The sequence below is a fragment of the Marinobacterium sp. BA1 genome, assembly GCF_041155135.1.
In the GTDB taxonomy this organism is placed as follows: domain Bacteria; phylum Pseudomonadota; class Gammaproteobacteria; order Pseudomonadales; family Balneatricaceae; genus Marinobacterium; species Marinobacterium iners.
The window spans coordinates 2,282,594-2,295,674 of record NZ_BAAFHC010000001.1; the positions used below are offsets into that span (position 1 = coordinate 2,282,594).

The window sequence follows — 13,081 nt, forward strand, 5'->3', positions numbered from 1 at the left end:
GCTGTCCTCACCGCAATATACTGTCGCAATTGGACGGCATTGTATCAGAGTTACCCGCCGATCACGCCTTGATCCAGCGGGTACAGAAGAGTCTCTTCTAAGCTGCACAACGGATACTCGCTGTGACTGACATCAAGCCAAGGCGCACTTGCACAGTATAGCTGAGGGCTACTCGACCAACCGCCTATGGACACGACTCTTGCGACAAGAATAATGGTTGATGCATGGGTTTCAGGATCGCTTTACTTTAATATGAAGGCGTTAACAGATTTTGTGAATGAGGACTGAGGCGTGGAACAAAGCAACATATGGATTATCACACTGATTGCCCTGGCGATCGGCGCCCTCATCGGTTATCTGCTGGGTCGTGCCGGTGGCTCTTCGAATCGCGAGCAAGAGCTTGTGGATGAATTGGACAGCGCCCGCAGCGAGCTTGAGCAGTACAGGACCAAAGTTGGTCACCATTTCGAGGAAACGGCCGAGCTGGTTAATGGTCTGAGCGAACAGTACCGCAAGGTGCACCAGCACCTCGCCAACAGCGCAGAGTCGCTTTGCCCAGGGCTACCGGCCTCAATGGCACTGCAGCATGAGGCACCGCCCAAACTGGGCCAGGACATTCCAACCGTGACAGATGCGCTTGATAACAGCGAACAGGAAGAGCTCCCGGAGCCACCGCGTGATTACGCTCCGAAGAAGTCCGACGAAGCGGGCACCCTGTCTGAAAGTTACGGCTTGAGCCGTAAAGAGCAGGCAGAAGCGGAAGAGCACACGAAAGCGCCTGCCGCCCATGATCCGACTGCTTACGGTGATGATGCACCGGAGGATGATTCCCATAAGCGTTCTTCAGAGCAGAAGCCAAAAAACTGACCCTTCCGCCCGCTTTATTAGGGTACTTCAGGGCTTACACCGGGTTGTCGATATCGACAAACCGGTGTTCCAGCCCGAACTGCTCAGCCAGATGTTCCCCAAGGGCCTGCACACCATAACGTTCGGTTGCATGATGGCCCGCACCGATGTAGTGAATTCCCGCTTCGCGCGCAATGTGCACCACCGGCTCTGAAATCTCGCCGCTGATGTAGGCATCCGCACCCTGTGCCAGCGCATGCTCAATCATCCGCTCTGCAGCCCCGGTACACCAGGCGACCGTTCGAATATCATGACTCCCGCCACTTATAACCTGCGGACTGCGACCCAATACATGGCTGATGCGCTGCTCCAGTGCCTGCAGTGACAAACCTTGCTCAAGTCGTCCCATATTACCAATCGCCGGCACGGCCCCGGGCTCAAGTGGCCCTTCCACCTTGAACCCCAGCAGCTCAGCGAGCCTGGCGTTGTTGCCCAGTGTCGGGTGCGCATCCAGCGGCAAATGATAAGCCATCAAATTGATATCATGCTGCAGCAAGGTTTTCAGCCGCCGCTGCTTGATCCCCGTCACCACCTGTGACTCGCCTTTCCAGAAGTAGCCATGGTGTACCAGTACCAGATCAGCCTGCCACTCAACAGCGACATCCAGCAGCGCCTGACTGGCCGTCACCCCTGTGAGAATACGGCTAATCCGGGAACGCCCTTCCACCTGCAGGCCGTTGGGACAATAATCACGGAAACTGCCGACCTGAAGCAGCTGGTCACAGTATTTCACCAGCTCATTGATATTCATCGACATCAATTCCTCCATCAATTTTCAAAACAGCCCGCGCAGCCGTATAATCAGTCCAGTCTGAAATGATGTACAGGTGCAATCAAGCAAGATGCGCAGAGTATCCTATCTCATCTGGCCAGTAGTAACCGGTATTCTTGCCGCTCTGCTGATACTGCAATTTTATCCACAGCTGATCTCACCGCCTGTTACCACTGTCGAGATCCGCGAGGCCGCCTCCTCTGAACTGACACTCCCAGCACGAGAAGGCGTGGTGTCCTATGCTGACGCGGTCGACAAAGCAGCTCCTGCCGTGGTGAACATCTATACACGCACACTGGTTCGCCAGCCAGTCAACCCTCTTTTGAATGATCCTTTCTTCCGCAATTTTTTCAATGCCGAGCAACTGCCACAACGCGACCGAATAGAGTCCAGCCTTGGCTCTGGCGTTATTCTTAACGAACAAGGATATGTCGTCACCAATAATCACGTTATCAGCGGGGCTGACAGTATCGTGGTGGCACTGCGTGATGGCCGAGAGGCACAGGCCAGCGTTGTCGGCCTTGACCCGGAAACGGATCTCGCCGTCCTCAAGATAGAGCTTACAGACCTGCCCAGCATCACACTGGCGGCCAATGACGAGCTACGCATCGGGGATGTCGCACTGGCGATAGGCAACCCCTTCGGCGTTGGCCAGACCGTCACCATGGGGATCATCAGTGCCACCGGTCGCAACCGCCTTGGCTTGAGCACCTATGAAGACTTCATCCAGACCGACGCCGCGATCAACCCCGGAAATTCTGGCGGGGCGCTGGTGGATGCACACGGCAACCTGGTTGGCATCAATACCGCCATTTTTTCCAAATCCGGAGGCTCGCAGGGAATCGGTTTTGCCATCCCCTCATCGCTGGCAAGACAGGTGATGCAGGATTTGATCAGTCATGGCCGCGTAATCCGTGGCTGGCTCGGCGTAGAGATTCAGGAACTGACCCCTCGGCTCGCCGAGTCATTCGGTGTTGGTGAGCGGCCTGGCCTGATTGTGGCGGGCATCTTCCGCAACGGCCCGGCCCACCAGGCAGGACTCCAGCCCGGCGATATTCTGCTGCAGGTTGAAGGTGAGCCAGTCACCACCAGTCGCGCTACCATGAATCGTATCGCTCGCTTCAAGCCTGGGCAGAAAATTGCACTGGGTGTCCTTAGGGATGGTCATGAGATGATGGTTACAGCCAGCATCGGTGAGCGCCCACCCAGCCGTAATTGATACATCCGCCACTGAAACAGATAAAGGCTCCCTCCGGAGCCTTTATTGTGCCACGCTGCATGCTGTTTTCGGATCAGTTCTTGATCCTGTACTCTGCCGAGCGCGCATGAGCGGTCAGGCTCTCGCCACGAGCAAGTACCGACGCCACCTTACCCATTTCCGATGCCCCATCGGCTGAGAACATGATCAACGATGAGCGTTTCTGGAAGTCATAGACCCCCAGAGGAGATGAGAACCGCGCCGTACCAGAGGTCGGCAGTACATGATTGGGACCGGCACAGTAGTCTCCCAATGCCTCCGCTGTGTAGCGTCCCATGAAGATGGCCCCGGCATGACGAATCTGAGGCAGCAGTGCAACCGGGTCTTCCACAGACAGCTCCAAGTGCTCCGGCGCTATACGATTGCTCAGCTCCGCAGCCTGCTCCATGTCGGCCACTTTGATCAAGGCAGCACGGTTCTGCAATGAAATTTCGATAATCTCGCGCCGTTCCATGGTTGGCAGCAGCTTGTTGATACTGGCCTCAACCTGGTCCAGGTAGTCTGCATCTGGGCAGATCAGAATCGATTGCGCATCCTCGTCATGTTCAGCCTGCGAAAACAGGTCCATCGCAACCCAGTCCGGGTCTGTTTTGCCGTCGCATACCACCAGGATTTCGGAGGGACCGGCAATCATGTCGATACCAACAGCACCAAAAACGGCACGTTTGGCTGTCGCGACAAAAATGTTGCCCGGACCCACGATTTTGTCTACCCGCGGCACCGTTTCAGTGCCATAGGCCAGTGCAGCCACCGCTTGAGCACCACCAAGGGTAAACACACGGTCGACACCTGCCAGCGCTGCCGCTGCCAGTACCAGTTCGTTGAGAACGCCTTCAGGGGTGGGCACAACCATAATGATTTCACGCACGCCTGCCACATGGGCCGGCAGTGCATTCATCAGCACCGAAGAGGGATAGGCCGCCTTGCCACCGGGAACATAGATGCCAACACGGTCCATCGGCGTGATTTGCTGGCCCAGCATGGTGCCATCGGCTTCAGTATACTGCCAAGACTCACCCTTCTGCCGTTCATGGTAGCCACGCACACGGTCGGCTGCCTTTTCCAGTGCAGCGCGCTGTTCAGCCGGCAGGCCATCCAGTGCCTGCTGCAAACGCGCCTGCCCCAGTTCAAGATCCTGCATCGACCGGGCATTGGTGCGGTCAAAGCGGTTGGTGTACTCGACCAGTGCAGCATCGCCTTCGGTACGTACACGGCCAATCACTTCATTGACGATCGTGTTGACCTTGTCATCTGACACACTTTCCCACGCCAGCAAGCGACTCAACTGCTGATCAAAATCGGACTGCGCCGCATCCAGACGTTGAATGGAGATACTCATGCTGCCCCCTCCCGACGTGCATCGATCGCCTGCTGCAACTGATCCAGAATCGGCTGAATCAGTGCGTGCTTCATTTTCATTGACGGTTGGCCAACCACCAGGCGAGAGCTGATATCAGCAATGTGCTGCATCGGCTCCAGGCCGTTGGCGCGAAGGGTGTTGCCGGTATCCACGATATCCACTATTCGGTCGGCTAGCCCCATGATCGGCGCCAGTTCCATCGCGCCGTAGAGCTTGATGATATCGACCTGCTGCCCCTGACGGGCAAAGTACTCTCGGGTCAGGTTGACGAACTTGGTCGCCACCTTCATACGCCCCTCAACCGCGGCCGCATTCTTCATCCCGGCTACCATCAGCTGACATTTGGCAATTTCGAGGTCCAGTGGCTCATACAGTCCCTCACCACCATGCTCCATCAGCACATCCTTGCCTGCCACCCCCATATCGGCACCGCCGTATTCAACATAGGTGGGCACATCGGTTGCCCGAATGACCACCAGCTTGATATGCGAATGATTGGTATCGAAAATCAGCTTGCGACTGCTGAATATGTCCTCAGCCGGTACGATATCGGCCGCTGCCAGCAGCGGCAGGGTCTCTTTCAGGATGCGCCCCTTTGACAGGGCGATGGTCAGCTGTTGTTTCATTGGCCTCTTCGCTCACTCAGCCCGGGACGCGGCGAATACGCGCGCCCAGCAGCTGCAATTTCTCTTCGATACATTCATAACCGCGGTCAATGTGATAGATGCGGTCAATTTCGGTTTCGCCTTCCGCCACCAGGGCTGCAATCACAAGGCTGGCCGATGCGCGCAGATCGGTCGCCATGACAGGTGCGCCTTGCAGCTTTTTGACACCTTCAATAATGGCTGTATTACCTTCTATGGAGATGTCCGCGCCCATGCGGATCATCTCCTGCATGTGCATGAAGCGGTTTTCAAATACGGTCTCGCGGATCTTGCCCACACCGATCGCAACCGCATCCAGTGCTGCAAACTGTGCCTGCATATCGGTCGGGAATGCAGGATAGGGAGCGGTTGTAACACTGACCGCTTTCGGCCGCTGTCCATGCATATCCAGGCTGATCCAGTCTGCACCGGTTTCAATCTCGGCACCGGCCTCTCTCAATTTTTGCAACACGGCATCGAGTGTATCCGGCCGTGTATTCTTGCACTTGACCCTGCCTCCGGTCGCGGCTGCAGCCACCAGGAAGGTGCCGGTTTCAATTCGATCCGGCAATACCGAGTAACGACAACCCTTGAGTGATTCCACACCATGTACGGTAATGGTGTCGGTACCGGCCCCGCGCACATCCGCCCCCATCGCATTGAGGCAGTTGGCAAGATCGACCACTTCAGGCTCACGAGCAGCATTTTCGATGATGGTTTCACCTTCTGCCAGTGCCGCTGCCATCAGGATATTTTCTGTCCCGGTTACGGTTACCACATCAAAAAATACACGCGCGCCCTTTAGACGACCGTTGCTGCTGGCACGGATGTATCCGTTTTCAACGACGATATCGGCCCCCATAGCCTCAAGGCCGCGGATATGCAGATCAACCGGGCGGCTGCCGATGGCACAGCCCCCTGGCAGGGATACTTCTGCTCGACCGAAGTGTGCCAGCAAAGGCCCAAGTACCAGAATCGAGGCGCGCATGGTTTTTACCAGCTCGTAGGGCGCACACAGGTCGGTAATGGTACTGGCGTTGAGCTCAACGCTCAGCTTTTCATCAACAGTCAGATCCACTCCCATGCGGCGCAAAAGCTCCAGCATAGTGGTAATATCATGCAGATGGGGCAAATTGCATATAGTGACCGGCTCGTCCGCCAGCAAGGTCGCGGCCAGGATCGGCAGTGCCGAGTTTTTGGCGCCGGAGATACGGACCTCTCCATTGAGGCAGGCACCGCCTTCGATAATCAGTTTGTCCATCGGTATTCCTGCTGGAAACTCAGTTCAGTGCGGCCCATTGTTCCGGGGTATAGGTCTTGATGGTTACGGCATGAATGGCGCCGCTGGCGATCTGTTCGGTGAGGCAGCCGTATACCAATTGCTGCTTCTTGACCGGTGTAAGGCCAGCAAATACATCACCGACTACGGTCACCTGAAAATCACAGCCTTCCCCTGCCGTGTAAGCGGTGCAACCGTCAAGCTGCTGTTCCAGAATCTGTTTTACTTCATCAGCCTGCATTCGCTACTCCCATGCTGCAACGTGGTCTGTACTCTTAAAACTGGCGCTGATGATAACGAAAAGGGGGACAAAAGGCGATTGACCCTCAGCGCCGCACACCCTCAAGCCCGACCAACTCGGCAATCGAACAAAGATCTTGCGGCGGACTTTCCAGTATCAGATTGACCCCTCTGCGTTTCGCTTCACGCTGGCACACCAGCCAAAGCGACAGCGCCGAGCTGTCGACGCGCCCCACGGCCTCCAGATTCAGTCGACGTTCCCCCTCACGGGCAAAGAGTTCCTGCAGCAACGGCTCGCGCAGCGCCGGAACGGTCTGGAACGTCAAGTCACCGGAGACCCGGATAACGCCGTCGTTGCTGGTATCAAGCTTCGCTGCTGTCAGTTTCATCCTGCCCGCCCGGCTGCTCCTTCAGGTTGACATCCTGCATCTGATCAGCCCATGCCTCGATTGTGGCTGACATGGACCGGTTACGCTCATACAGGTCAGCAAACTGATTACGGAAGGTGATACGCAGATTGATGCCATCCACCATCACGTTCACCAGCGTCCAACGATCCTGCTGACGCAACATGTAGTAGACCAGTGTGTAGGTTTGACCATTAGCGGCCTGCATATTGACGCTCACGACCTGTTTGTCAGGCTCTGGGCTTTCCGAGCCCGGAACCTGCATGTCGTAGTTACGCAACTCAAAGCCGGAAATCGATTTGGCATAGGTGCGCAGCAGGGTTGTCTTGAACACATCCGCAAAGCGATCACGCTCCTCATCAGATGCACGACGGAAATACTTGCCCATGACTTGACGCGCGATGTAGGGGAAATCAACCACCGGCGCAATGATGGTTTCGATTTCGCCCATCATCTTTTCGATGTTCTCTTCTCCGGTCAGGGCATCATTGTCCATCAACGCCAGCATGTCTCGGGTAGCGCTGTCGATTACAGCACTGGCCTCATTCCAGCTGCCCTCTGCCACCGCCGGCTGAATCACCAGCACCAGCAATGCGACCAGGGCATTCCTGCAGACTTTAACCATCATCATTCACCCACCTTGTTGAACAGGAACTTGCCGATCAGCTCTTCAAGCACTAAAGCCGATTGTGTATCTTCAATGTAATCACCGTCGCCAAGCACTTCCACATCCGCGCCCGGCACAACACCGATATATTGTTCACCCAGAAGTCCAGCTGTCAGAATACTGGCCGAACTGTCAGTAGTGAGGTAATCAACTTCGTTGAAAATCTCCATCTCGACTTCAGCCATCAACATGCGTGTATCAATACGGATCGCGGTCACCTTGCCGATCTGAACACCAGACATCGATACCTTGGCCCTTGGGGTCAGGCCACCTATGTTTTCAAAACGAGCATATACCTTGTACCCCTTACCTTGTTCAGACAGGTTCAGACCACTGACGTTCAACGCCAGCACAAGCAGGGCGGCGATACCCGCCAGCATGAACGCTCCCACACCGATTTCTACGGTTCTCATGCGCATTTCAGAGTTCTCCAAACATCAAAGCTGTCAGTACAAAATCGAGCCCCAGCACCGCCAGCGACGAGTACACAACCGTACGGGTCGTTGCCTGACTGATTCCTTCCGAGGTAGGGATACAGTCGTATCCCTGGAATACCGCTATCCAGGTCACCACCAGACCAAAACAAACGGCCTTGATAATGCCGTTGACAACATCATCATAAAAACTGACCGACTGCTGCATGTTGGCCCAGAAAGAGCCTTCATAAATCCCCAACCAATCCACTGCGACCAGAGAGCCACCCCAGATGCCCACAACGGCAAAGATCATGGCCAACAATGGCATGCAGATGAACCCAGCCCACAGGCGTGGTGCGACAATACGGCGCAACGGGTCGACCCCGATCATTTCAAGACTGGCAAGCTGTTCAGTGGCCTTCATCAGACCGATTTCCGCTGTCAGTGCCGAACCTGCCCGACCGGCAAACAGCAGAGCGGCCACTACCGGTGCCAGTTCGCGTACCAGGCTCAGCGCAACCATCTGACCAACCGCCTGTTCTGATCCGTAATCGACCAGGATGGTATAGCCCTGCAACCCCAGCACCATGCCGATAAAGCCGCCGGATACTACGATAATCACCAGTGACAGCACCCCGACAAACCAGATCTGCTTGAGCACCAGTGGCAACATCATCAACGGCTGCGGCCTGGCCACCAGGGACTGGAACAGAATTTGGCTCGCCCGCCCAAGCGCCGCAAGTCTCGACAGGGACCGATGGCCCAGCCGCTGCAACATATTCAGCATCATTACCGTGTTTCTCCCAGCAGGTCCTGCATGTAGTCCGGCGCCTTGTAATGGAACGGCACGGGTCCATCAGGCAACCCCTGCATGAACTGGCGCACCTTGTCGGAATCTACATCGGCCAGCTCCTTCGGGGTGCCGCGGGCAATAACCTTGGCATCCGAAAGTATGTATATATAGTCCGCAATTCCGAGGGTCTCCTTGATATCGTGCGACACAATGATACTGGTATGCCCCAACGCCTGATTAAGCCTTCGAATCAGGTTTACCAACACACCCATCGCAATAGGATCCTGCCCGGTAAAGGGTTCGTCATACATTACGATATCCGGGTCCAGTGAGATGGCGCGCGCCAGGGCAACACGACGCGCCATGCCACCTGACAACTCACTTGGCATCAATTCACGCGCTCCCCGCAGCCCTACCGCCTGCAGTTTCATAAGCACGATATCTCGGATCATTTCTTCGGGAAGATCGGTATGCACTCGCAGCGGAAAAGCCACGTTTTCAAATACATCCATGTCGGTAAAAAGCGCTCCGCTCTGGAACAGCATCCCCATGCGTTCACGCACCTCGAACAGCTCACGCCGGCCCAGAGTCGGAATATTAAGATAATCCAGCAGAATATCGCCACGATCAGGGCGCAGCTGGCCACCGATCAACTTGAGCAAAGTTGTTTTGCCGGTACCGGACGGTCCCATGATAGCCGTCACTTTGCCGCGTGGTATTTTGATATCCACGCCATCAAAAATTGGCCGATCGCCACGGGAGAAACTCAATCCGCGGATATCAATAATGGCATCGCTTTCAGGCTTCATAGCGTCAGCATGGCTCCAGCTTCCGTTCAGATTCAGGCCTCTGTGACGGGCCCGCAATCCATACACAAAGGTGGGCAATATACCACTGCGACGGTTAAACTTGAACGTCTTCCTCAGGCTTGTCAGACATGCGTTAGGCGCCCCGGCCACTCTGGGGTAGAATGCCGTTTTTGGCAGACACAACTGATCAGGTGATACCGACCATGACTCAAAGCGACTACCTCCGATCCGGCCAGCAGACCATCCGCCTGGAACTGGAGGCGGTACAGGAGTTGCTGAACCACCTTGACGAGCATTTCAGCCAGGCCTGTAATCTGATGTTCAATTGCAAGGGTCGTGTCATTGTGACAGGTATGGGCAAGTCTGGGCACATCGGCAACAAGATAGCCGCCACCCTCGCCAGTACCGGCACTCCGTCCTTTTTCGTTCACCCTGGCGAAGCCAGTCACGGTGATCTCGGCATGTTTACCGGCAATGATGTCGTGCTGGCCCTGTCCAACTCAGGCGAAACCGCTGAACTCATTACCATTTTGCCACTGATCAAACGAATGGGAGCCCCCATGATCAGCATTACGGCGAATGCCGATTCCACCCTCGCGCACAGCGCGGATGTCAATCTGCACATCCCCGTCGATCGTGAAGCCTGCCCATTGGGGCTTGCTCCAACTTCCAGTACAACGGCACAGCTGGTATTGGGTGATGCATTGGCCATTGCGCTGCTCGAAGCCCGCGGTTTCAGCAGCGAAGACTTTGCCTTCTCACACCCAGGTGGCAGTCTTGGCCGACGGTTACTGCTGAAAGTCGACGACATCATGCACACCGGTGAGGACATTCCTCAGGTCCAGGCCAGCACCTCGGTGCGTGAAGCACTGCTGGAAGTCACACGTAAACGCTTGGGCATGACGGCCGTGACCGATCCACAGGGTAAATTGCTGGGTGTCTTTACTGACGGTGACTTGCGCCGCACACTGGATCAGGAGATCAACCTCGCCAGCACACCCATTGCTGACGTGATGACAACCGAATGTACACGTGTATCTCCCGGCATTCTGGCTGCCGAAGCCCTCAGCCTGATGCAGCAGCGCAAAATCAACGCATTGTTGGTAGTTGACGAGCATGATCGGCCGGTCGGCGCTCTCAACATGCATGACATGCTGAAAGCGGGAGTCATCTGATGCAGCTGGACAATTTTCCCACTTCATTGCGTGAGGCACTAAGTAATATCCGTCTGGCAGTGTTCGATGTCGATGGCATTCTGACAGATGGCCGCCTCAACTTTCTGGCCGATGGCCGCGAAGTCAAAAGCTTTCACACCCTCGACGGCCTCGGTATCAAGCTGCTGCATCGCTGTGGCATCGAGACGGCCATCATCACGGGGCGCCGTTCGCCCCAGGTGGAGCAGCGAGCTGAAGCGTTAGGCATCACCTATCTGCGCCAGGGGCGAGAAGACAAACTGGTCGCACTGGATGAACTGTGGCAAACCAGTCGACACAGCGCTGCCGATACCGCCTATATCGGAGACGACCTGCCCGACCTTGCCGCCATTCGCGCCTGCGCCTTTGGCGCCTGTGTACCCAACGGTCATCCACTGGTGCGCAAAGAGGCGGATTGGTGCAGCAGTGCCGCTGGAGGCAAGGGGGCCGCAAGGGAGTTTTGCGAGTTGATTCTGGCCGCACAGGGCAAACTCAGCGCCATCTACGACGAGTACCGCTGAATGCTGCAAAGTCGACTGAGACTCTCCATCGCCTTGATCCTGCTGCTGGTGCCCCTGCTCTGGTGGGGGTTTGCCTCTACCCGGCTGAACGACGAGCCTTTACTGGACAATGGTGCCGCTCGGATCGACTTTTTCGTCCGCGAGGCCCGGATCACGCGCTGGAACCAGAGCGGCGAAATGGCACAGGAACTGAGCTCTCCTCTGATGCGCCACTACCCTGAACCAGGTGAGATGCTGCTGGACAACCCAACCACCCTGATACCCCGCGAGCAGAGTGGTGAGTTCCGTATTTTGGCACAGGAAGGCCGCATGCCCGACTCACAGGAACGCATAGTACTTGCAGGTGATGTACAGCTTCATGATAATCCGCCTTCAGGCAGTGCCAGCGAGATGCTGACCGAGCGACTGACACTCTACCCTCCACGCGACTATGCCCACACAGACCTGCCAGTCAGGGTAATACGCGGCCTGGACCATATGGAAAGCCAAGGCATGGAGGTCTTTTTTGACGAACAGCGGGTTGAACTGCTGTCCGAGGTAAAAGGTACATACCATGCGAATTAACCGCCCTGTGTTGCTGACCACCCTGCTGCTGAGCCTGTCCGCCAGCGTGCAGGCACTGCCCGAGGATCGCAATCAGCCAATCAACGTCTCGGCTGACCGCGCCAGCATGAACGAGCGTACCGGTATCACCGTATACACAGGCGATGTGGAAATAATTCAGGGCAGCATGGAAATTCGTGGTGAGCGCGTTGAACTGCACCGTGCAGCTGACGGCAGCATTGACCGCATTATCTCCACCGGCAAGCCGGCCAGATTTCAGCAGCAGCCATCTGCCGATCAGCCCCTGACCAAGGCCTACGGTGAAAGGATGGAGTACCGGGTCAAGCAACAAGAGGTTACCATCACCGAAAATGCACGCGTCGATCAGTCCAAGGATACCTTCACCGGAGAGCGGATCGTTTACAATATGGCGCGTGCGGTGGTGAACGCTTTCGGCAGCGACCGCGAGGGCGGCGAACGGGTCAAAATGGTGATTCAGCCCAAGCCGACGGGGACCAACTGATGGCGACACTGGAAGCCTTGCACCTTGCCAAAAGCTACAAGGGGCGCCAGGTGGTACAGGATGTATCCCTGCAGATGGAAACGGGCCAGATCGTTGGTCTGCTGGGACCCAACGGTGCCGGCAAGACCACCTGCTTTTATATGATCGTGGGGCTTATCCACGCCGACCGGGGACAAATCCGACTGCACCAGGACGACGTTACCCGCCTGCCCATGCATGAGCGCGCTCGCCGCGGTATCGGCTATCTGCCTCAGGAAGCTTCGGTGTTTCGGAAGCTGAGCGTACATGACAACCTGATGGCCATTCTGGAAACTCGCAAGGAGCTGAATACCTCGGATCGTAAGGCATTACTGGAGCAGCTGCTGGAAGAGTTTCACATTACTCACCTGCGCAATAGCCTGGGTATGGCCCTGTCTGGCGGAGAGCGTCGACGTGTTGAAATCGCACGGGCCTTGGCAACCGAGCCTGACTTTATCCTGCTGGACGAACCCTTTGCCGGCGTTGATCCAATCTCGGTCAGCGATATCAAACAAACCATTCGCCACCTGCAGTCTCGCGGCATTGGCATTCTGATCACCGATCATAACGTGCGCGAGACACTCGACATCTGCGAACGAGCATATATCGTAAGTGAAGGGGGAATACTCGCACAGGGCACACCGGCCGAGATCCTGGCTAACGAACAGGTTCGCCGTGCCTATCTGGGCGAGCAGTTTTCCCTTTGATCCTGAGTCGTCAATCATGTACATC

General features: G+C 56.2%; 17 protein-coding genes. 7 read left to right on the plus strand and 10 right to left on the minus strand.

From position 1 onward, the window contains the following. Positions 1-291: 291 nt before the first annotated feature. Positions 292-867 (plus strand): DUF1043 family protein, encoded by a 576-nt coding sequence (locus tag ACAM29_RS11055; protein ID WP_354409325.1) that lies wholly within the window; start codon positions 292-294, stop codon positions 865-867. Positions 868-901: 34 nt separating this feature from the next. On the opposite strand, the gene ACAM29_RS11060 is transcribed toward ACAM29_RS11055, so the two are convergent. Further along, positions 902-1,663 (minus strand): Nif3-like dinuclear metal center hexameric protein, encoded by a 762-nt coding sequence (locus ACAM29_RS11060; RefSeq protein ID WP_369624138.1) that lies wholly within the window; start codon positions 1,661-1,663, stop codon positions 902-904. A gap of 85 nt (positions 1,664-1,748) precedes the next feature. Between ACAM29_RS11060 and ACAM29_RS11065 the strand changes: the two genes are divergently transcribed. Continuing rightward, positions 1,749-2,897 carry a Do family serine endopeptidase gene (locus ACAM29_RS11065; RefSeq protein ID WP_369624139.1) on the plus strand — a complete coding sequence of 383 codons (1,149 nt, stop codon included), beginning with the start codon at positions 1,749-1,751 and terminating at the stop codon, positions 2,895-2,897. Between the two features lie 73 nt (positions 2,898-2,970). On the opposite strand, the gene hisD is transcribed toward ACAM29_RS11065, so the two are convergent. The 9 genes from hisD to ACAM29_RS11110 all read right to left on the minus strand — a co-directional run bounded on the left by hisD (position 2,971) and on the right by ACAM29_RS11110 (position 9,551). Beyond that, on the minus strand, positions 2,971-4,275 hold the full coding sequence (gene hisD, locus ACAM29_RS11070) for a histidinol dehydrogenase (RefSeq protein WP_369624140.1): 1,305 nt from the start codon (positions 4,273-4,275) through the stop codon (positions 2,971-2,973). After that, on the minus strand, positions 4,272-4,922 hold the full coding sequence (gene hisG / locus ACAM29_RS11075) for an ATP phosphoribosyltransferase (protein ID WP_091821704.1): 651 nt from the start codon (positions 4,920-4,922) through the stop codon (positions 4,272-4,274). The genes hisD and hisG overlap by 4 nt, the downstream gene beginning before the upstream one ends. A gap of 16 nt (positions 4,923-4,938) precedes the next feature. Next, entirely contained in the window at positions 4,939-6,201 is a 1,263-nt protein-coding gene (murA, locus tag ACAM29_RS11080) for a UDP-N-acetylglucosamine 1-carboxyvinyltransferase (RefSeq protein ID WP_091821708.1), read from the minus strand. Positions 6,202-6,220: 19 nt separating this feature from the next. Next, on the minus strand, positions 6,221-6,460 hold the full coding sequence (locus ACAM29_RS11085; RefSeq protein ID WP_091821712.1) for a BolA family protein: 240 nt from the start codon (positions 6,458-6,460) through the stop codon (positions 6,221-6,223). An 85-nt stretch (positions 6,461-6,545) separates the two neighbouring features. Beyond that, a complete protein-coding gene (locus ACAM29_RS11090) occupies positions 6,546-6,848 on the minus strand; it encodes a lipid asymmetry maintenance protein MlaB (RefSeq protein WP_369624141.1) in 303 nt (100 codons plus the stop codon). Continuing rightward, positions 6,823-7,497, minus strand: coding sequence for a phospholipid-binding protein MlaC (locus ACAM29_RS11095; protein WP_254774941.1), 675 nt, complete (start codon positions 7,495-7,497; stop codon positions 6,823-6,825). The genes ACAM29_RS11090 and ACAM29_RS11095 overlap by 26 nt, the downstream gene beginning before the upstream one ends. Beyond that, a complete protein-coding gene (gene mlaD / locus ACAM29_RS11100; RefSeq protein WP_091821718.1) occupies positions 7,494-7,952 on the minus strand; it encodes an outer membrane lipid asymmetry maintenance protein MlaD in 459 nt (152 codons plus the stop codon). Before mlaD ends, ACAM29_RS11095 begins: the two co-directional genes overlap by 4 nt. A 1-nt stretch (position 7,953) precedes the next feature. After that, the gene (mlaE, locus tag ACAM29_RS11105; RefSeq protein ID WP_369625142.1) at positions 7,954-8,736 is read right to left on the minus strand and encodes a lipid asymmetry maintenance ABC transporter permease subunit MlaE; all 783 of its coding nucleotides are present in this window, start codon (positions 8,734-8,736) and stop codon (positions 7,954-7,956) included. 2 nt (positions 8,737-8,738) lie between these two features. After that, positions 8,739-9,551, minus strand: a complete 813-nt coding sequence (locus ACAM29_RS11110; protein ID WP_369624142.1) for an ATP-binding cassette domain-containing protein — start codon at positions 9,549-9,551, stop codon at positions 8,739-8,741. Between the two features lie 203 nt (positions 9,552-9,754). Between ACAM29_RS11110 and ACAM29_RS11115 the strand changes: the two genes are divergently transcribed. Genes ACAM29_RS11115 through lptB form a run of 5 tightly spaced genes read left to right on the plus strand, consistent with a single transcriptional unit; the run spans position 9,755 to position 13,056 of the window. Then, a complete protein-coding gene (locus ACAM29_RS11115; RefSeq protein WP_091822833.1) occupies positions 9,755-10,726 on the plus strand; it encodes a KpsF/GutQ family sugar-phosphate isomerase in 972 nt (323 codons plus the stop codon). Beyond that, complete coding sequence (locus ACAM29_RS11120) at positions 10,726-11,265, plus strand: KdsC family phosphatase (protein ID WP_369624143.1); 540 nt, start codon at positions 10,726-10,728, stop codon at positions 11,263-11,265. The genes ACAM29_RS11115 and ACAM29_RS11120 overlap by 1 nt, the downstream gene beginning before the upstream one ends. After that, positions 11,266-11,829 (plus strand): LPS export ABC transporter periplasmic protein LptC, encoded by a 564-nt coding sequence (gene lptC, locus ACAM29_RS11125; protein ID WP_091821728.1) that lies wholly within the window; start codon positions 11,266-11,268, stop codon positions 11,827-11,829. It abuts the gene before it with no gap. Further along, positions 11,819-12,331, plus strand: a complete 513-nt coding sequence (gene lptA, locus ACAM29_RS11130) for a lipopolysaccharide transport periplasmic protein LptA (protein WP_091821731.1) — start codon at positions 11,819-11,821, stop codon at positions 12,329-12,331. The genes lptC and lptA overlap by 11 nt, the downstream gene beginning before the upstream one ends. Next, positions 12,331-13,056, plus strand: coding sequence for an LPS export ABC transporter ATP-binding protein (lptB, locus tag ACAM29_RS11135; protein WP_091821734.1), 726 nt, complete (start codon positions 12,331-12,333; stop codon positions 13,054-13,056). The genes lptA and lptB overlap by 1 nt, the downstream gene beginning before the upstream one ends. Positions 13,057-13,081: the final 25 nt, after the last annotated feature.

What these genes read in the sequence shown, in the direction of transcription:
- ACAM29_RS11085 (WP_091821712.1), bottom strand. Translation starts at nt 6,460, where the DNA reads ATGCAGGCTGATGAAGTAAAACAGATTCTGGAACAGCAGCTTGACGGT.
- ACAM29_RS11090 (WP_369624141.1), bottom strand. Translation starts at nt 6,848, where the DNA reads ATGAAACTGACAGCAGCGAAGCTTGATACCAGCAACGACGGCGTTATC.
- lptC (WP_091821728.1), top strand. Translation starts at nt 11,266, where the DNA reads ATGCTGCAAAGTCGACTGAGACTCTCCATCGCCTTGATCCTGCTGCTG.
- ACAM29_RS11120 (WP_369624143.1), top strand. Translation starts at nt 10,726, where the DNA reads ATGCAGCTGGACAATTTTCCCACTTCATTGCGTGAGGCACTAAGTAAT.
- murA (WP_091821708.1), bottom strand. Translation starts at nt 6,201, where the DNA reads ATGGACAAACTGATTATCGAAGGCGGTGCCTGCCTCAATGGAGAGGTC.
- mlaE (WP_369625142.1), bottom strand. Translation starts at nt 8,736, where the DNA reads ATGCTGAATATGTTGCAGCGGCTGGGCCATCGGTCCCTGTCGAGACTT.
- lptB (WP_091821734.1), top strand. Translation starts at nt 12,331, where the DNA reads ATGGCGACACTGGAAGCCTTGCACCTTGCCAAAAGCTACAAGGGGCGC.
- lptA (WP_091821731.1), top strand. Translation starts at nt 11,819, where the DNA reads ATGCGAATTAACCGCCCTGTGTTGCTGACCACCCTGCTGCTGAGCCTG.
- hisG (WP_091821704.1), bottom strand. Translation starts at nt 4,922, where the DNA reads ATGAAACAACAGCTGACCATCGCCCTGTCAAAGGGGCGCATCCTGAAA.
- ACAM29_RS11110 (WP_369624142.1), bottom strand. Translation starts at nt 9,551, where the DNA reads ATGAAGCCTGAAAGCGATGCCATTATTGATATCCGCGGATTGAGTTTC.
- ACAM29_RS11060 (WP_369624138.1), bottom strand. Translation starts at nt 1,663, where the DNA reads ATGTCGATGAATATCAATGAGCTGGTGAAATACTGTGACCAGCTGCTT.
- ACAM29_RS11095 (WP_254774941.1), bottom strand. Translation starts at nt 7,497, where the DNA reads ATGATGATGGTTAAAGTCTGCAGGAATGCCCTGGTCGCATTGCTGGTG.
- mlaD (WP_091821718.1), bottom strand. Translation starts at nt 7,952, where the DNA reads ATGCGCATGAGAACCGTAGAAATCGGTGTGGGAGCGTTCATGCTGGCG.
- hisD (WP_369624140.1), bottom strand. Translation starts at nt 4,275, where the DNA reads ATGAGTATCTCCATTCAACGTCTGGATGCGGCGCAGTCCGATTTTGAT.
- ACAM29_RS11065 (WP_369624139.1), top strand. Translation starts at nt 1,749, where the DNA reads ATGCGCAGAGTATCCTATCTCATCTGGCCAGTAGTAACCGGTATTCTT.
- ACAM29_RS11115 (WP_091822833.1), top strand. Translation starts at nt 9,755, where the DNA reads ATGACTCAAAGCGACTACCTCCGATCCGGCCAGCAGACCATCCGCCTG.